The organism is Curtobacterium sp. 1310, from assembly GCF_017834105.1.
Lineage (GTDB): Bacteria > Actinomycetota > Actinomycetes > Actinomycetales > Microbacteriaceae > Curtobacterium.
In genome coordinates, this window is sequence record NZ_JAFICY010000004.1 from 69,255 (window position 1) to 85,965 (window position 16,711).

Genomic DNA, 16,711 nt, shown 5'->3' on the forward strand with positions numbered 1-16,711 from the left:
CCTAGCGACGGCGCGACCACGCGGTAGCGTCGGCGACATGACGTTCGACACCCTCGCCTTCCCGGTCATCGACGGACACAACGACCTCCCGTGGGAGCGCCGCGAGTCGCACGACTCCGGCGTCGAGGGCATCGACCGCGGACAGGGCACGCTGCACACCGACCTGCCGAAGCTCCGGGCCGGCGGGGTCGTGGGCCAGTTCTGGTCGGTGTTCGTGCCGTCGGACGACCCGGACCCGGTGCGCACCACCCTGCAGCAGATCGACACCGCGCACCGGATCATCGCGCGGTACCCCGACGACCTGACCTTCGTCCGCACCGCTGCCGAACTGCGCACCGCCGTCGACGCCGGACGGATCGCGTCGCTGCTCGGCGCCGAGGGCGGGCACTCCATCGGCGACGACCTCGCGGTGCTCCGGTCCTTCGCCCGGCTCGGCGTCCGCTACATGACGCTGACGCACAACGACGACACGACCTGGGCCGACTCGGCCACCGGCGCCCGGGCACACGGCGGCCTGACCGACCGCGGACGCGAGGTCGTCGCCGAGATGGAGCGGATCGGCATGCTCGTCGACCTGTCGCACACCGCGCCGGCGACGATGCGGGACACCCTCGACGTCGCGACGCAGCCGGTCGTCTTCAGCCACTCGTCCACCGTCGCCGTCGACGACCACCCGCGGAACGTGCCCGACGACGTGCTCGCCCGGCTCGCCGACAACGGGGGCGTCGTGATGATCACCTTCGTGCCGAAGTTCGTGTCCCGCGCGTGGGCCGACTGGGAGGAAGCGGGGTCCGAGGGGGAACCGCCGCTCGTCACGGTGGCGGACGTCGCCGACCACGTCGACCACGCCCGTGAGGTCGCGGGCGCGGCCCACCTGGGCCTCGGTGGCGACTACGACGGCACGCCCGTGCTGCCGCCGGACCTGCGGGACGTGTCGCGGTACCCGGTGCTCGCGGAGGAGCTGCGGCGACGCGGCTGGGGTGACGACGACCTGCGGGCGCTCGCCGGGGGGAACGTGCTGCGGGTCCTCGAAGCGACGGACGAGCGGTTCGCGCGGAGCGCGCTGCGCTGAGCCGCGCGGGCGCGGGCGCGGTGGGGCAGGGGTGGCCGGGAGGCGCGGTGTGCGCCCGCCGTGTCAAGGGGCGTCATCGACAGGGGAACACCGGGCGCCGTCGCTAGGATCGCGAGCGGACCGCAGCGCCGCCACCGACGGCGTGAGAACTCGACCCGGAGGACGACAACGGATGACCGGCACCATCTACGACAACATCTCGCAGGCGTTCGGCAACACCCCGCTCGTCCGGCTCAACCGCCTGCCGAAGGCCGACGGCGCCGAGGTCCTCGCGAAGCTCGAGTTCTACAACCCGGGCTCGAGCGTCAAGGACCGCCTCGGTGTCGCGATCATCGACGCGGCCGAGGAGTCCGGCGAGCTGCGCCCCGGCGGCACCGTCGTCGAGGGCTCGTCCGGCAACACCGGCATCGCCCTGGCGCTGGTCGGCGCCGCCCGCGGCTACCGCGTCGTCATCACGATGCCCGAGACGATGAGCGTCGAGCGGCGTGCCCTGATCCGTGCCTTCGGCGCCGAGATCGTCCTGACCCCGGGTTCCGAGGGCATGAAGGGCGCCGTGGCGCGCGCGGGCCAGATCGTCGACGAGACCCCCGGCGCGATCCTGGCCCACCAGTTCGAGACGGCCGCGAACGCCGCGATCCACCGCAGGACCACGGCGGAGGAGATCCTCCGCGACACCGAGGGCCACGTCGACGTCTTCGTCGCCGGTGTCGGGACCGGCGGGACGATCACGGGTGTCGGTCAGGTGCTCAAGGAGCGCGTGCCGGGCGTGCAGATCGTCGCCGTCGAGCCGAAGGACTCCCCGCTGCTGACCGAGGGCAAGGCGGGGCCGCACAAGATCCAGGGGATCGGCGCCAACTTCGTCCCCGAGGTCCTCGACCGTGAGGTCATCGACGAGGTGTTCGACGTCGAGCTCGACGACGCACTCCGGCTCGCCCGCGCGCTCGGGACCGAGGAGGGCATCCTGGCCGGCATCTCGTCGGGCGCGATCATCCACGCCGCCGTCGAGATCGCCGCCCGTCCGGAGAACGCCGGCAAGCGCGTGGTCGCGATCGTGTGCGACACCGGCGAACGCTACCTGTCCACGCCGCTGTTCGAGGGGCTCACTGCGTGACGCGTGCCGTCCGACGCGGCGTGCTGTGGCGGGTCCGCGAGGACCTCGCTGCGGCACGCCGCGGTGACCCCGCTGCCCGGGGTGACCTGGAGAACGCGGTGGTCTACTCGGGGCTGCACGCGATCTGGACCTACCGGTTCACGCACCGGCTGTGGCTCGCGCGTGGTCTCCCTGGATCCCGGTTCGCGGCCCGGGTGGTCGCGCAGGTCGCTCGATCGATCACGGGCATCGAGATCCACCCCGGCGCCCGCATCGGCCGGCGCTTCTTCATCGACCACGGCCTCGGCGTCGTGATCGGGGAGACGGCGGTCATCGGTGACGACGTGCTGGTGTTCCACGGCGTCACGCTCGGCGGGCGCGGGGGCGAGCACGGTCCGGGGCGGCGGCGGCACCCGACCGTGGGTGACCGCGTGGTGCTCGGTGCCGGGTCGTCGCTGATCGGCGCGATCACGATCGGCGCGGACTCCGTGGTCGGCGCGAACACGGTCGTGACGAAGGACGTCCCCGCGGGCTCCGTCGTCGCCGGCGTCGCCGGTACGGCCCGGCCGAGGTCGGGGCACGAGGGCGTCCCGACGCTCTGACCGCGGGCGGCCGCGGGCGGCCGCGAGCGCCGGGCGATCGAGCGCCCCGGTCGACCGAGCGGTCCGTCGCCGGGCTGGCCGGACGCTCGGTCCGGCGGACGTCAGCTCTTCTCGCAGGCGATCCCGTCGCCGTCGCGGTCCGTCTTCTTGTTGGCCCCGTAGAGCGCGTCGTCCTTCTTGACGGTGCCCTTGAGTGCGCGGTAGGTGGTCTTCCCACCGGAGGTCACCCGGTTCTTCGTCACCGACTTCTTCGCGATGCCACCGGAGTACACCTTGTGGACGGCGGTGCAGTTCGCGTAGGTCTTCGGCGCGGCGGAGGCGGTGGTCGCGCCGCCGAGCACGACGGACGCGGCGAGAGCGGTGGTGACGGCGGCGACGCCGAGGCTGTGGATGATGCGCACGGGTTCTTCCCCTGGGACGGGTCGTGACCGCTCGCGCGGCCGCCGCGTCGGGTGCACGGCGGACCGAGCGTACCCGAGCAGGACTCATTCCCTGATCCCCCCGAACGAGGCGTGTGCGGCATGCTGGTGCGATGGACGGCGCAGCACTGCACGAGGTGACCTTCCGGACGGCACTGGCCCTGCCCGCGGTCGAGGAGACGCAGCCCTTCGGCGAGCAGTCCGTCGTCCACAAGGTGGTCGGCCGGATGTTCGTGCTCGCCACGACGTTGCGCGGGGTGCCCATCGTCAACCTGAAGTGCGCGCCGCCGCACGGGGCGGCACTCGTCCGCGACCACGCCGAGATCAGCCCGGGGTGGCACATGGACAAGCGTCACTGGATCACGCTGTCACCGGGGGACGGTCTCGACGAGACCATGGTCGAGGACCTCGTGGCGAACTCGTACGACCTGGTCGTCGCCGGTCTCCCGCGGAACCGGCGCCCCCTCGACCCGGCAGCGGGCCGTCGGGCGGAAGGGTCAGACCCGGCCGCGCGCGAGGACCTTCGCGAGGTCACGGACGACCGTCGGGGCGAGTCGGTCGCCGGAGTCCAGCACCGCGCGGGCCCGCTCGGGTGACGGGCCGGCCGAGATCTCGCCGATCGTGACGCCGTGCTCCGGGCGGTGTGTGACGACCACCGGGTCGCCGGCTGCCACCGGTCCGCTGTGCAGGACCCGGAGGTAGGCACCCGGCCGGTTCTCCGCGGCGAACCGCTTCACCCAGCCGGGGATCCCCATCCGGCGGGCGAAGGTCCCGCACGGCACCCGTGGGATGGTCACCTCGAGTTCGAGCGTCTCGCCGATGCGCCACCGCTCGCCCGTGACGGCACCCGTGACGTCGACCCCGCTCGTGCGCAGGTTCTCGCCGAACAGCCCGGGTGGGACGTCGCGCTCCAGGGCCTCGGCGAAGTACGCGGCGTCCTCGTCGGCGTAGGCGTACACCGCCTGGTCCTCGCCGCCGTGGTGCTTGCGGTCCGCCTGCACGTCGGCGTGGAGCCCGAGCGGGCGGACACGGACGGGCCCCACGACCGGGCGCTTGTCGATGGCGGTGATGCCGATCGTGCCTGCGTCGCGGAGCAGCTGGTCGACGCGGCAGACGGCGGTGACGTGGCTCATGCCCACATCCTGGCGCACCGGGGTCACGGAGCCGAGCCCACCGTCGTGCGCGGCCACCCGCCCAGACTTCCTCCACCACTGACCGGTAGAAGGGTGGTGTGCCGTACCAGCCCCTCGCCGACCTCGACGACGCCGTCCTCGCGGGCCGCTCGTCCGACGGCGACGTCCGGGCGTTCGAGGTCCTGATCCGGCGGTACACACCCCTGCTCCGGGCCTACGCCCGGCGGACCCTCGGATCGACCGACGAGCTCGACGACGTCGTGCAGGAGACCTTCATCACCGCGTGGAACCGGCTCGACGCGCTCGACGACGGCGCCAAGGTCAAGTCGTGGCTCATGCGGATCCTCAGTCGCAAGTGCATCGACCGCATCCGGGCGCGGCGCGAGCACCTCGACGTCACCGAGCTCGAGGTCGCGGCACCGCGGGACGACGCTCCCGAGCGGGTCGCCGAGGCCCGGTCCCGCGAGGAGGCGGTCGAGACCGCCCTCGCCGAGCTCCCCGAGGCGCAGCGACGGTGCTGGGTGATGAAGGAGATGCTCGAGTACCGCTACGAGGACATCGCCGAGGAGCTCGACCTGCCGGTGTCGACCGTGCGTGGCCTGCTCTCGCGTGCGAGGAAGAACATGATCCGTCTCATGGAGGCATGGCGATGACCGGACCCGACCGCACGCGCCCCGACGACGTACCGCTCGACGCGCTCGAACCCGAGGACCTCGACGGCCACACCATCGACGAGCTCGCGGACTACCTGGACGCCGGGATGCAACCGGCCGACCCGAGCATCGACGACTCCGCGGCGTGCCAGAACGCGCTCGCCGCACTCGTCCGGCTCCGACAGTCGTCCCTCGGCTCGCTCGACACCGCCGCTGAGCAGGAGGCACCCGCGGACGAGTCGTGGATCGGCGGTGTCCTGGCGAACATCTCGCTCGAGGCCCGCGCCGGTCGCGACGTCCCGCTGCGCCCGTCCGTCCCGACCGAGCGTCCCGTGATGACCGAGGGAGCCATCCGGTCCCTCGTCCGGACGGCCGGGGACGTCGTCCCCGGTGTCGTGATCGCCCGCTGCGCGCTGCAGGGCGACGTCACGCTGCTCGATGCTCCCGTCCGGGTCCTGGTCGAGCTGGCGATCCGGTCGGGGGCACCGATCCACGCCACCGCCGAGCACGTCCGCCAGGCCGTCGCCGAGATCCTCGCCGAGCAGACCGATCTCCGTGTCGAGGCGGTCGACGTGCACGTCCGGGACCTCCTGCCCCCGCTCCCGCCCGCGCACGACGGGGGCCAGGCTGCATCCGGAGCGACCGACGAGGAGGGCCGCGCATGAGCATCGACGACGAGACGGCCGCGGCGATCGAGGCCGCGGTCCTCGCGGCGCCCGGCGTCGCCGACCTGTACCGCGCGCGGCCGACCCTCGGCAGCGCGGTCGAGTCCGCCCGGCGGCTCGCCTCGCGTGCGCCGGTGTCCCGGGTGGTGCTCGACGACGACGTCCTCCGCGTCGTCATCGGCACCGACGGATCGACCCCCGCGCGGGCTGCGGCGCGTGCGGCGCACGACGCCGCGCTCCGCGTCGCGGGCGAGCGCGGGCTCGCGCTCGGCCGCGTGGACGTGCGCATCGCGCGCGTCGGCTGACCGGACGGGCTCGCTCGCACGGCGGCAGGGCGACGACGACGGACCACGGGACGGACGGGAGGCACGGCGCCCGCCGGCACCGTGCCTCCCGTCCGTCATCCGGTGACGCCCGTCACCCGCTCGCGGCTCAGTAGAAGTTGTTCGCCTGCGAGTGGGCCCACGCGGCACAGGGCGTGCCGTAGGCCGCGCTGATGTACCGCAGCCCCCAGGTGATCTGGGTGGTGGCGTTGGTCTGCCAGTCGGCCGCGACCGTGGCCATCTTCGAGCCGGGGAGCGCCTGCGGGATGCCCGTCGCGCCACCGTTCGGGTTGACGGCCCGGTAGTTCCAGCCGGACTCCTTGGTCCACAGGTTGTCGAGGCACTGGAACTGCGCGGAGCCCCAGCCGTACTGCGACGACGCCATCGAGGACGCCGTGGCCTTGGCGCCGGCGACGGTGTTCGCAGCGGCGAGGCGCTCGGCTGCTGCCGCGGCCTCCGCTGCCGCACGCTCGGCTGCGGCCTTCGCCTCGGCGTCGGCCTTCGCCTGCGCTGCTGCTGCTGCCGCCGCGTCGGCGTCCGCCTTGTCCTGGGACGCGCTCTCGTCGGCGACCTGCGTCGTGGCGTCGACGGTCGAGGCGATGCGGGTGGTGATCGCGGAGCCGGACATGCCGCGGTAGTCCGACAGGGCTGCGACCTGGCGTTCGAGGGCGCGCGTGTCGGTCTTGTCGTTCGCGTCGGCGAGCACCGTGCGGGCGGTCGCGATGGTCGCGGCGGCCTGGGCGCGGTCGAGGTCCGCGCCGTGCAGCGCGGGGGTGGCCGAGGCGCTCGCGGAGGGGACGCCGATGGCCTCGCCGATGGCCGGCTGTGTGCCGACGGTGGCGAGTCCGCCGACGAGGGCGACGGCGGCAACGCCCCCGACGACGAGGGCGGAGCGACTGCGGAGCGCACGGCGGACACGGCGGCTCGGGGAGTCGAGCGCCTGGCGTCGGGTGGTCGCGGTGATGGGGGCTTCGGGGGTGGTTCGCGTCATCGGTTCCGGTGGTCGGCCGGCTGGAGGGCGACTCCCGGGCACGCCGGATCGGGCACGCGGGTGTGGGGGAGCGTGCACGACCGTCGGGACGGCCGTCGTGGGGGAGCCGCGAGCCGGGGGAGGACCGGACGGTGGTGTGGGGCCCGTCCGTCCGCCGCTGGGCGACCGGGTGGCCGCCTGCTCGGGCGAAGCCGTCACGATGACGTGTCAGCCTGGACAGCCCGTCCGGAAGCCCTGGCAGAACCGTCCGTCCACCCCTTGGTAACGGTTCGGTAACGGTGCTGACGCCGCCGGATCAGCGCCCGGAGGTGTGTGCTTCCTGGGAGCGCTCGCCCTGGCCGATCCGTTCGAGGGCGGAGAGGGCGGCGGCGATGGAGTCGACGTCGTCGTCGGGCAGGTCCGCGATGAGCCCGGCGACGATGCCGGTGCGGTCGGAGCGGGCCCGTTCGACGGCAGCGATGCCAGCGGGGGTGGCCGACACCATGAACGCCCGGCCGTCCCGCGGGTCGGCCTCGCGTTCGATGAAGCCGCGCTGCTCGAGCTCGGTGAGGATGCGCGTCATCGTGGGCTTCGTGACGACCTCGATCCGCGACAGGTCGCCGGGGCGCAGGGGTCCCTCGGCCTGGATCGTCGCGAGTGCGGAGACGAGCCCGTAGCCCAGCGCGGCCGAGTCGGTGCGCGCACGGCGGTTGATGCGTCCGACGGCGGCGGCGAGGCGCGCGGCGATCTCGGTGCGGTCCGGCTGGCGGTGGCTCATGCGGTGCTCCCGGGTCGTCGGGTCGAGGCTGTTCGAGCGGGTCGGAGCGATGCTACCGGTCCCCACGGGCGTGTGACCGAGTGCCGTGCGGGGTGCTGACGCCGGGTGCAGGAACGCCCGTCACGAGGTCCGGGACGGGCGTTCCTGTACGACGTGACAGGTGCGCTCAGCTGGAGCGGTGCCGCTTCTCGCCCGGGAGCAGGTGGATCGCCTCGGTCGCGAGCTCGGCGGCGATGTTGTCACCGCTCTCGGTCGCGTCGCGCAGCCGGCGGAAGTCCGCGGTCAGCTGGTCCCAGTCGATGAGCTCGTCGAGGTTCGGCAGGCGCAGGCGGAACGCGAGACCGTCGGTCGTGTCGCGGCACACCCGCTGCAGGTTCTCGTTGCCGCAGGCGTCGACGTACAGCCCGAAGACCGAGAGCGCGTCGTGGTTGACGGCGGGGACGTCGTGCGCGTCGAGCTCGGTGATCGTGCGGTCGAGCTGCGCCAGGATCTTCTTCCGCGTCGGTGCCGTGAGCCGGGGGACGGCCAGCCGGACGACCCCGCCGAACAGCACGCCGAGGGTCTGCATCGCCTCGACGACCTCCTCGGCCTTCGGGGTGGTGACCCGGGTGTACCGGTTCGGTGCCATCTCGATGAGACCGGCGCGGGCGAGCTGGCTGAGGGCCTCGCGGATCGGGGTGCGGGAGACGCCGAGCCAGGCGATGAGCTCGTCGTCGTTGAGGCGTTCACCGGGCTCGAGCGTGCCGTCCATGATCGCGGCGTGGATCTTGTGGCGGACGGTGTCGCGGAGCAGCTGGTGCTCGGTGGGGGCGCTGCTGGGGACCGGCATGCGGGTGTCCTCGTTCTCGGTGGACGGTCGGGAGCGCCGGACCGGTCGGTGTCGACGCCTGATCACCGTACCTGATATGTGAACGGTCGTCCGTCGGCCGCCGTGCCTCAGGTGGCGTCGAGCAGCCGGACCGTCACCGGGTCCTCGGTCCCGTCGAACCACCGGTCCAGCAGGGCACGGAACGGAGCCGGGTCCTCGGCGGCCCTGGCGAACAGGGTCGCCGACGACCGCGCCTTCAGCGCGTCGATCCCACCGAACAGGTCGTCCGCGCTCCGGGCCGGTGCGTCGACGACGGTGCGGGCAGCCTCGAGCAGGCGCGGACCGAGCACGGGGTGTGCCAGGAACGCCCGCGCCTCGGCGAGCCCCTCGATCGCGTACCGCTGCGCCGTCGCACTGCGCCCGAGGCCGGCGAGCTGCGGGAACACGAACCACATCCAGTGCGACCGCTTCCGGCCGGCCGCCAGCTCCGCGAGTGCCTGCTCGTGGACGCCCTCCTGCGCACGCACGAACCGGTCGAGGTCGAACGGGTCGTCGCTCACCGGACCACCTCGCCCCACGCGTAGCGCACGGTCGTCGCGTCCACGACGAGCAGTGAGTCGGGGTCGCGGTCGAGGAGCCCGGGCAGCCCGACGGCGTCCGGTAGGTCGCCCTCGAGCCGCTCGAGCCGGGCGCTGCGGACGGTCAGCGGCGCGTGCTGCCGCTGCCAGAAGAGCGTCTGCGCCAGGTGCCGCGCGTGGATGCCGGCGCGCGTGGTGAGCGCGGCGGCGAGCGGCGTGTCCACGACGTCGCCCGCGGTGACCCGGACGAGGACGTCGTGCCGCGGGCGGGGTCGCGGCGGGCGTGCGTTCCCCGCGTGCACGAGCGCCCGCGCCCAGCGGACCGGGTGCGTCGCCCGGGCCGGGTGCCGGACCGACCGGTGGTCGAGGGTGTCCCCGCGACGCGTCGCCCGGACGTGGGAGAACGTGTACGGCACGCCGAGCAGCGTGTTCGCGGCGACGATGGCGGGGACGTGGCCGGTGTCGACGGTGCGGTAGACGATGCCGTGGCGACCCCTGGTGTCGACGGTCGCGATCTCGATCGTGACCTCGGTCATCGAACCGAGTCGTCGTGAGGGCGGGAGCGGCGGGAGGGCCGTATCGCGGAACACGTAGGCGGTCAGACCCACCCACGCGCTGCCGTCGACCACGTCGGGCCGGGTGCCGCGTGGCACGAGCCGGGCGAGCGAGGCCGGGTCCCGCCGCCAGTGCGCGAACACGATGTCCTCCCACGCGTGCACGGCGACGGGCCGGTGCACGAGCGGGACCGCCGCCCGCTGGCGGACCGCGTCGGTCACCGTCGTGGCGCGTGTCGTCCGACGCGCACGGCCCAGGCCACGAGCGGCGCCTGCAGGGGGAGCCGCGCGACGCCGACCAGCCGTGCGGCGCGCCCTGCGCGTGGGCTGTCGAGGAGGTCGGCGGCCATCTTGACGTTCGCGGGGAAGACCGCCAGGAACAGTGCCGCTGCCGCCCAGCCGGACGCGCGACGGGTGGCCGGCACGGCGAGTCCGGCGGCGATGCCGAGCTCGGCCACGCCGGAGGCGACCGTGGTCAGGCGCGGGGGGAGGCCCTCCGGCACGATCCGGTCGTAGCCCCGCGGGCGCAGGAAGTGGGTGACGCCGGCTCCGCCGAGGAGCACGGCGAGCATGGTGGCGGTCCGGGTGGCACGTCGGGCGCGCTCGCGTCGTCGCATGCGCCCATCGTGCACGCCCTCGCCCGAGCGGGTGTCGGGCGTCGCTCAGGTCAGGGCGGTCGCGACGAGGTCGAGCACCGCCGTGGCGACGTCCGCCTTGCTGCCGGAGGTCTCCCGGACGACGTCGCCGCCGGGCACGAGCACCTCGATCGCGTTCTCCTCGCGTTCGAAGCCCGCGTCCCACCCGACGTGGTTCACGACGAGCAGGTCGGCCGGCTTCCGGGCGATCTTGGCGCGTCCGAGGGCGATCCGGGCCTCTCTGTCGGGCTCGGTCTCCGCGGCGAACCCGACGATGACCTGACCCGTGCGGCGTGCTCGGACGAGGTCGGCCAGCACGTCGGGGTTGCGGACGAGCTCGAGGGTCATGGTGTCGCCCTGGTCGTCCTTCTTCAGCTTGTCGGGGCGGACCTCGGCCGGTCGGTAGTCCGCGACCGCGGCGGTCATCACCACCACGTCGGCGTCGACCGCCGCGGCGTGCACCGCGTCGGCGAGTTCCTGGGCGGACCCGACGGGCACCACGGTCGCACCGAGCTCCGCGGTGAGCCCGGCGTCCACGTTCGCGGCGACGAGCGTCACGGTCGCGCCGCGTCGGACGGCGTCCGCGGCGATCGCCACGCCCTGGCGTCCGCTCGACCGGTTGCCGACGAAGCGCACCGGGTCGAACGGCTCGCGCGTCCCTCCCGCGCTCACGACGACACGCACCCCGGCGAGGTCGCCCTGGTCGCCCCGCGCCCCCGTCCCCGACCCCGCTGCGGCACCGGCCGGGAGGCCCGCCCCGCCCGGGTCCCGTCGGCCCGCCTCGGTCGGTCGGTCGAGCACCGCCAGCGCCGCGGCCGCGATGTCCTCGGGTTCCGCCATCCGGCCGATCCCGGCGTCGTCACCCGTCAGCGCGCCGACCACCGGCCCGACGAAGTGCACCCCGCGGTCGCGCAGGGTCCGGACGTTCGCCCGGGTCGCGGGGTGCTCCCACATCTGCGGGTGCATCGCGGGGGCGACGACCACGGGCGCCTCGGTCGCGAGCAGCGTCGTCCCGAGCAGGTCCCCGGCGAGTCCGTGGGCCATCCGCGCCAGGGAGTCGGCGGTCGCGGGCGCGACGACGACCAGGTCCGCCCGGCGTCCGAGCGCCACGTGCCGCACCTCGGCCACGTCGTCCCAGACGCTCGTCGTGACCGGGTTCCGGCTCAGCGCCTCGAGCGTCGGCAGTCCGACGAAGCGGAGTGCACCCTCGGTCGGGACGACGTGCACGTCGTGGCCGCGCTTGACGAGGTCGCGGACGACCCCCACGGCCTTGTAGGCGGCGATGCCCCCGGTGATCCCGACGACGACGGACAGACGGCGACCTGCTGCAGCATCCACGTCGGTCACGCTACCCGGACGGCCGTGCGAGGATCGAGCCCATGTGCACCGTCGTCGTCCGCGTCGACCCCGGCGCCGCGTGGCCCGTCACCGTGCTGGCGCTCCGTGACGAGTCGCCCGACCGTCCCTGGGACCCGCCCGCCGCCTGGTGGCCCGAGCTCGACCCCGCCGTCCGGGGTGTGCGCGACCGGTCGGCCGGCGGAGCGTGGCTCGCCGCGTCCGACGCCGCGGGGCTCGCCGTCGTGCTGAACCGTGCCGAACCGGTGCCGAGCGACGACGGCACCTGGACCACCCGCGGCGTGCTGCCGCTCGACGCGCTGACCGGCGCGGCGCCGGGCGCGGGCGGCTCGCTCCCGAGCACGCGTGCGTTCAACCTGGTGCGGGCCACGGCCGAGGGCGCCGCCGTCGACACCTGGGACGGCAGGGCGGTGCGGACGACCCTGCTCGAGCCCGGCGTGCACATGGTGACCCACGGAGCCCCGGACGACCCCGCCGCGCCGCGGGTCGGCCGGTGGCTCGAGGCCTTCCGCACGGCCCCGGCGCCGGCCGGGCCGCCGGCGCTCGGCCCGTTCGACGAACTCCGCACCGCCGACCTCGGCGACGACGCGGGCGACGGCTGGAGCGGCTGGTTCGGCGTGCTCGCCGACTCCGCGGCCCTGCCCCCGGACCACCCGGACGCGATCCTGCGCGACGCGGTCGAGCCGGACGGCCACGTCGCGACGCTGTCCGTCGTCGCCGCCGCGGTCGGGCCCGGTCGGACGGTGCTGCAGCACGCGCGGCTCGCCCACCCGGGACGCCTCGACGGCTCGGTGGAGCTGCACCGGGCGTGATCGTCCCGCCCGGACGTCCCCGATGTTGTGAGGAGCAGCAGCGCACCGGCCGGTCCCGCCGTGGTCCGGCGGCGTACGGTCCCCGTCGTGACCCCGACCACACGGCCGTCCCCGCGCACCGTCGCGGGCATCGGTGACCCCGCTCCGCGGCGCCGTCCCCGCGGTCGAGCCGTCCTCGCGACGACGCTCGCCGCCCTCACCGCGCTCGCCCTCGTCGGCTGCAGCGAGGACTCCTCGGTGGCCGCGGCCTCCTCGCCGAGCCCGACCGGCCGCGCCTGGGACCACGCCCCGGGGGAGCGGATCGTCGTCATCGGCGACTCGGTGAGCGGCGGCCACGGCCTGACGCCGGAGCAGGCCTGGCCCGCGCTCCTCGCCCGGACCGAACGGTGGCAGCTGACGAACCTGTCCTGCGACGGGGCCGGCGTCGTCGCCACGGGGGACCCGGACGCGTGCGCCAGTGCCTACCCGGGGCTCGTCAAGCGTGCGGTCGACCTGCGCCCCCGGGTCGTCTTCGTGCAGGCGAGCTCGAACGACCTGGGCGAGGACGACGCACAGGTGACGAGCGCCACCGACCAGCTCGTGGCCCTCGTCCACCGCGACCTGCCCGGAGCCCGGGTGGTGGGGCTGAGCGCCGTGTGGAACGAGCAGGCCCCGCCGGCGCAGCTGGCGACGATCTCGCACGCCCTGCAGCGGGCGACCCGGCGCGACGGCGGCACCTACGTCGACGTCGGGCAGCCGCTGTCCGGTCACCCGGAGTGGATGCAGTCCGACGACGTGCACCCGACCGCCCGTGGACAGCGTGCCCTCGAGGCGGGGGTGATCGACGCGTTCGCGCGCGACCACCTGCGGTTCTGACGCCGTCGGGGCGCGGTCGGGTCGTGCCTCCCGGCCGGTGCGGGTGCCGAGCCAGCGGTCAGGCGGGCGCGTGCGTGTCGGTGAGGTCCTCGGCGACCGCCCAGAGCGACCGGGCGAGGTCCGCACTGCGCGCCGAGCGCGGCACCGAGACCGTCGTGGTCGGTCCGGTCAGGCCCCCGAACCCGGACGGCCCGTAGTAGGCCCCGCCGACCGCGGCCGGACCGACGGCGGCGTACAGGAGCGGCTCCGCGCCCTGCTCCACCGCCTGCGTGAAGGGGAGCGCGCGGTCGCTCGCGCGGACCGGACGCGACCGGCCGAGCGAGCGGCCGGTGGACTGCAGGTTCGTGCGCGTGTAGCCGGGGTGGGCCGCCGTGCTGACGAGTGGCCAGTCCCGCTCGACGGACAGCCGGTGCAGGTGCAGCGCGAGGAGCAGGTCGGCCAGCTTGGACTGCGAGTAGGCCCGCCAGCCGTTGTAGCCGCGCTCCCACTGCGGGTCGGTGAAGCGTATGCTGCCGGGGATGGCGGCGAGGCTCGACATCGTCGCGACGCGCGGGGGCCGGGCGTCGTCGCTGCCCGCGGCCGTGCCGAGCAACGTCGGCAGCAGCAGGTTCGTGAGCGCCAGGTGTCCCAGGAAGTTCGTGCCGAACTGCAGCTCGAAGCCGTCCGCGGTCTCGAAGCGCTCGGGCGGGGCCATCACGCCGGCGTTGTTCACCAGGACGTGGAGGGGACGGCCGTCGTCGGCGATGCCCGCGGCGAACCGGCGGACGCTGGCGAGGTCGGCGAGGTCGAGCTCGCGCACCTCGAGGTCGGCGCCCGGGTGCTCCCGGCGGATCTCGGTCGCGGCGTCCTCGCCCTTCGCGGTGGTGCGGACGGCGAGCACGACGCTCGCGCCGGCACCGGCGAGCCGCTTCGCGGTCTCCTTGCCCGTGCCGCTGTTCGCGCCGGTCACGACGATGCGACGGCCGGTCTGGTCGGGGATGTTGGCCATGCGCGGCACGGTACGCCGGCGGTCTGGTGACCCGCCGGGCGCGCGCCGTCGGGGCTGTACGTCCGGCTCCCGCGGTGCTACAGTTCATGCAAACGCATCGATCAGGAGGCGCACATGAGCAACGCATTCGGCACCGACCGCCCGTCGGACGTCCCGCCGCCCGCACCCGAGCGCATCGGGCCGGTCCAGCTCGGCCTCGACACCTTCGGAGACGTCACCGAGCGTGCCGACGGGTCGCTCCGCTCGGACGCGCAGAGCATCCGCGACGTCGTCGACCAGGCCGTCCTCGCGGACCAGGTCGGGATCGACTTCATCGGCGTCGGGGAGCACCACCGCGAGGACTTCGTGGTCAGCGCCCCCGAGGTCGTCCTCGCCGCCATCGCCGCCCGCACCTCGTCGATCCGCATGGGCTCCGCCGTCACCGTCCTGTCCTCGGACGACCCGGTGCGCGTGTACGAGCGCTTCGCCACCGTGGACGCCCTGTCGGACGGGCGCGCCGAGGTGATCCTCGGCCGCGGCTCGTTCACGGAGTCCTTCCCGCTGTTCGGCTACGACCTGGCCGACTACGAGGTCCTGTTCGAGGAGAAGCTGCAGCTCTGGAACGCCCTGCGCGGTGGGGACGCGGTGACGTGGTCCGGCACGAAGCGCGCGGCGCTCGTCGACCAGGACGTCTTCCCCAAGCTCGAGCACGGCCCGATCCCGACCTGGATCGGCGTCGGCGGCTCGCCGCAGTCCGTCATCCGTGCGGCGTCCTACGGCCTGCCGCTGTTCCTCGCGATCATCGGCGGGCAGCCGGCGCAGTTCGCCCCGTTCTCGCGGCTGTACCGCCAGGCGCTCACGCAGCTCGAGCTCCCGCAGCAGCCCATCGCGATGCACTCGCCGGGCTTCGTCGCCGAGACCGACGCCGAGGCAGCCGAGCGCTACTGGCCGTACCACAAGGCCGTCACCGACCGGCTGGGCCGCGAGCGCGGCTGGCCGCCCCTCGACGCCGCGCAGTACCAGGCGGGACTGTCCGCCGGCGGGTCGCTGTACGTCGGGTCGCCGGAGACGGTGGCGCGGAAGATCGCCCGGAACATGCGGATCCTCGGCGTCTCGCGCTTCGACATGCGGTACGCGACGGGTCGCCTACCGCACGAGGACATGATGCGGTCGATCGAGCTCTACGGCACGCGGGTCGCACCGCGGGTGCGCGAGCTGCTCGCCGAGCCGGTGCCGGTGCCGTAGGCGGACGCCTCCTCGGGGTGGGCCGGCGGGCCGGTGCGGCTCGGGGCGGCTCGGTGCTGCTCGGGGCGGGCCGGTGCTGCTCGGGGCGGGCCGGTGCGGCCTGCTCGTGCACAACGAGAAGCACCCCGCACCACGGGATTCCGTGGCGCGGGGTGCTTCCCGTTGTGCCGGGTCCGGCAGCGTCCCGTCGGCCGGGAGGGGCGCCCCACCGCCGCCACGCCGACTCACGGCAGCGCCGGGTACCGTCCACCGCATGTCGCCCCGCCCCAACATCGTCGAGCGTCGGTTCCGTGGTCGCATCATGGGCGTCGGCACGACGTCCGGTGTGCGGTTCGTCGTCGGCATGTGGGACCGGTCGCCGTTCGGAGCCTTCACGGACGTCTTCGTGGAGCAGCCGGACGGATCGAGCGTGCTGCTCGCTCCGGACGAGATCGTGGCCGCGTACGTCTCCGGGACCTACCGCTTCGACACGGTGTCGGTGGTCGACATCGACGCCCGCCGCACCGCTCGTGGTCTCGAGCTCGACGCCGGCCCGCTCCGCGCCTCGATCGACGTCGGATCCATCTCACCGCTCGGGCGGGTGCTCCGCATCGTGCCGAAGCCGATCGCGCGTGATCCGCGGTGGCTCAGCGTGATCGACCCGGTCGCACGACTGGTCGCTCCCGGCGCGGGCACGGCCGGGACCGCAGGAGGTGGCCGCCGCGAGTACTACGGCGTGACCGGGGCGCACGACGTCACCGGCGTCTCGGGGTCCTGGGCGGGGGAACCGCTCGGGTCCCTGGCCCCGCTCGACCCGCCCGTGGCGTTCGGCTTCGCCTCGATGCCGCGCGTCCCGCAGGTCGTCGACGTCGAGACGACGATCCGCGAGCCCGCCGTCTGACGCGTCGCCCTCGGCCCCGCGGACGGTGCGGTGCGGGGTCGCTGGGTCGGAGCCTGTGGGTGCCCGTTCGTACCCGTTCCTTCCCACGTCGACCGCGATACCTGATCGTTCCGGGCGTACCTCCCGTTCTCGGACGGCCAGGTACGCCCGTTGTCGCCAAGTGCGCCCGTTCTCGCCAGGTGCGCCCGTTCCCGCCCTGCACGCCCGTCGTCGCCGGGGACGCCCGGTCCCGCGCGGCACGCGTCCGCGCCGCAGCCACTCGTGCGGGGGCCGGAACCCGGGCGGGCAGGTCCCAGCGACGAGGGGCACACTGGCG

The 16,711-nt window shown here is 74.4% G+C and carries 21 protein-coding genes; 11 read left to right on the forward strand and 10 right to left on the reverse strand.

What is annotated here, in order from left to right:
• Positions 1 to 37 precede the first annotated feature (37 nt).
• The 3 genes from JOD95_RS11040 to epsC all read left to right on the forward strand — a co-directional run bounded on the left by JOD95_RS11040 (position 38) and on the right by epsC (position 2,764).
• Positions 38 to 1,072, forward strand: a complete 1,035-nt coding sequence (locus tag JOD95_RS11040) for a dipeptidase (protein WP_209684989.1) — start codon at positions 38 to 40, stop codon at positions 1,070 to 1,072.
• 172 nt (positions 1,073 to 1,244) lie between these two features.
• Positions 1,245 to 2,183 carry a cysteine synthase A gene (gene cysK / locus JOD95_RS11045; RefSeq protein ID WP_209684990.1) on the forward strand — a complete coding sequence of 313 codons (939 nt, stop codon included), beginning with the start codon at positions 1,245 to 1,247 and terminating at the stop codon, positions 2,181 to 2,183.
• Complete coding sequence (gene epsC, locus JOD95_RS11050; RefSeq protein WP_307810424.1) at positions 2,180 to 2,764, forward strand: serine O-acetyltransferase EpsC; 585 nt, start codon at positions 2,180 to 2,182, stop codon at positions 2,762 to 2,764. The genes cysK and epsC overlap by 4 nt, the downstream gene beginning before the upstream one ends.
• Before the next feature lie 101 nt (positions 2,765 to 2,865).
• On the opposite strand, the gene JOD95_RS11055 is transcribed toward epsC, so the two are convergent.
• Entirely contained in the window at positions 2,866 to 3,165 is a 300-nt protein-coding gene (locus tag JOD95_RS11055; RefSeq protein ID WP_209684991.1) for an excalibur calcium-binding domain-containing protein, read from the reverse strand.
• A gap of 131 nt (positions 3,166 to 3,296) precedes the next feature.
• Here JOD95_RS11055 and JOD95_RS11060 point away from each other — a divergent pair, with 131 nt between their 5' ends.
• A complete protein-coding gene (locus tag JOD95_RS11060; protein ID WP_209684992.1) occupies positions 3,297 to 3,779 on the forward strand; it encodes an MmcQ/YjbR family DNA-binding protein in 483 nt (160 codons plus the stop codon).
• On the opposite strand, the gene JOD95_RS11065 is transcribed toward JOD95_RS11060, so the two are convergent.
• A complete protein-coding gene (locus JOD95_RS11065; RefSeq protein ID WP_209684993.1) occupies positions 3,681 to 4,316 on the reverse strand; it encodes an MOSC domain-containing protein in 636 nt (211 codons plus the stop codon). The genes JOD95_RS11060 and JOD95_RS11065 overlap by 99 nt on opposite strands.
• Positions 4,317 to 4,414: 98 nt before the next feature.
• Here JOD95_RS11065 and JOD95_RS11070 point away from each other — a divergent pair, with 98 nt between their 5' ends.
• The 3 genes from JOD95_RS11070 to JOD95_RS11080 are packed head-to-tail and all read left to right on the forward strand — an operon-like array spanning position 4,415 to position 5,939.
• Positions 4,415 to 4,969, forward strand: coding sequence for an RNA polymerase sigma factor (locus JOD95_RS11070; RefSeq protein WP_066655417.1), 555 nt, complete (start codon positions 4,415 to 4,417; stop codon positions 4,967 to 4,969).
• Positions 4,960 to 5,634, forward strand: a complete 675-nt coding sequence (locus JOD95_RS11075; protein ID WP_209684994.1) for an Asp23/Gls24 family envelope stress response protein — start codon at positions 4,960 to 4,962, stop codon at positions 5,632 to 5,634. The genes JOD95_RS11070 and JOD95_RS11075 overlap by 10 nt, the downstream gene beginning before the upstream one ends.
• Positions 5,631 to 5,939 carry a hypothetical protein gene (locus JOD95_RS11080; protein ID WP_209684995.1) on the forward strand — a complete coding sequence of 103 codons (309 nt, stop codon included), beginning with the start codon at positions 5,631 to 5,633 and terminating at the stop codon, positions 5,937 to 5,939. The genes JOD95_RS11075 and JOD95_RS11080 overlap by 4 nt, the downstream gene beginning before the upstream one ends.
• A gap of 127 nt (positions 5,940 to 6,066) precedes the next feature.
• Here the strand turns inward: JOD95_RS11080 and JOD95_RS11085 are convergent, their stop codons facing one another.
• The 7 genes from JOD95_RS11085 to JOD95_RS11115 all read right to left on the reverse strand — a co-directional run bounded on the left by JOD95_RS11085 (position 6,067) and on the right by JOD95_RS11115 (position 11,594).
• Positions 6,067 to 6,948 carry a phospholipase gene (locus tag JOD95_RS11085; RefSeq protein ID WP_209684996.1) on the reverse strand — a complete coding sequence of 294 codons (882 nt, stop codon included), beginning with the start codon at positions 6,946 to 6,948 and terminating at the stop codon, positions 6,067 to 6,069.
• A 295-nt stretch (positions 6,949 to 7,243) separates the two neighbouring features.
• Positions 7,244 to 7,705 (reverse strand): MarR family winged helix-turn-helix transcriptional regulator, encoded by a 462-nt coding sequence (locus tag JOD95_RS11090; protein WP_209684997.1) that lies wholly within the window; start codon positions 7,703 to 7,705, stop codon positions 7,244 to 7,246.
• A gap of 166 nt (positions 7,706 to 7,871) precedes the next feature.
• On the reverse strand, positions 7,872 to 8,534 hold the full coding sequence (locus JOD95_RS11095; RefSeq protein WP_081985319.1) for a GntR family transcriptional regulator: 663 nt from the start codon (positions 8,532 to 8,534) through the stop codon (positions 7,872 to 7,874).
• 107 nt (positions 8,535 to 8,641) lie between these two features.
• On the reverse strand, positions 8,642 to 9,073 hold the full coding sequence (locus JOD95_RS11100; protein WP_066655400.1) for a DUF1810 domain-containing protein: 432 nt from the start codon (positions 9,071 to 9,073) through the stop codon (positions 8,642 to 8,644).
• Positions 9,070 to 9,867, reverse strand: a complete 798-nt coding sequence (locus JOD95_RS11105) for a DUF2071 domain-containing protein (RefSeq protein ID WP_209684998.1) — start codon at positions 9,865 to 9,867, stop codon at positions 9,070 to 9,072. The genes JOD95_RS11100 and JOD95_RS11105 overlap by 4 nt, the downstream gene beginning before the upstream one ends.
• Complete coding sequence (locus JOD95_RS11110; RefSeq protein WP_066655395.1) at positions 9,864 to 10,262, reverse strand: hypothetical protein; 399 nt, start codon at positions 10,260 to 10,262, stop codon at positions 9,864 to 9,866. The genes JOD95_RS11105 and JOD95_RS11110 overlap by 4 nt, the downstream gene beginning before the upstream one ends.
• Positions 10,263 to 10,307: 45 nt before the next feature.
• Positions 10,308 to 11,594: a phosphopantothenate--cysteine ligase family flavoprotein gene (locus JOD95_RS11115; RefSeq protein ID WP_066658508.1), complete on the reverse strand. Its 1,287-nt coding sequence runs from the start codon at positions 11,592 to 11,594 to the stop codon at positions 10,308 to 10,310.
• Between the two features lie 65 nt (positions 11,595 to 11,659).
• Here JOD95_RS11115 and JOD95_RS11120 point away from each other — a divergent pair, with 65 nt between their 5' ends.
• Together JOD95_RS11120 and JOD95_RS11125 are read left to right on the forward strand one after the other, a co-directional pair.
• Complete coding sequence (locus JOD95_RS11120; RefSeq protein ID WP_209684999.1) at positions 11,660 to 12,448, forward strand: NRDE family protein; 789 nt, start codon at positions 11,660 to 11,662, stop codon at positions 12,446 to 12,448.
• Positions 12,449 to 12,535: 87 nt separating this feature from the next.
• Positions 12,536 to 13,303, forward strand: coding sequence for an SGNH/GDSL hydrolase family protein (locus JOD95_RS11125; RefSeq protein WP_209685000.1), 768 nt, complete (start codon positions 12,536 to 12,538; stop codon positions 13,301 to 13,303).
• A gap of 58 nt (positions 13,304 to 13,361) precedes the next feature.
• On the opposite strand, the gene JOD95_RS11130 is transcribed toward JOD95_RS11125, so the two are convergent.
• Positions 13,362 to 14,291, reverse strand: coding sequence for an SDR family oxidoreductase (locus tag JOD95_RS11130; protein WP_066655390.1), 930 nt, complete (start codon positions 14,289 to 14,291; stop codon positions 13,362 to 13,364).
• 114 nt (positions 14,292 to 14,405) lie between these two features.
• Between JOD95_RS11130 and JOD95_RS11135 the strand changes: the two genes are divergently transcribed.
• Entirely contained in the window at positions 14,406 to 15,515 is a 1,110-nt protein-coding gene (locus JOD95_RS11135; protein ID WP_235426353.1) for an LLM class flavin-dependent oxidoreductase, read from the forward strand.
• 253 nt (positions 15,516 to 15,768) lie between these two features.
• The gene (locus JOD95_RS11140) at positions 15,769 to 16,395 is read left to right on the forward strand and encodes a hypothetical protein (RefSeq protein ID WP_209685001.1); all 627 of its coding nucleotides are present in this window, start codon (positions 15,769 to 15,771) and stop codon (positions 16,393 to 16,395) included.
• The last annotated feature ends 316 nt before the right edge of the window (positions 16,396 to 16,711 follow it).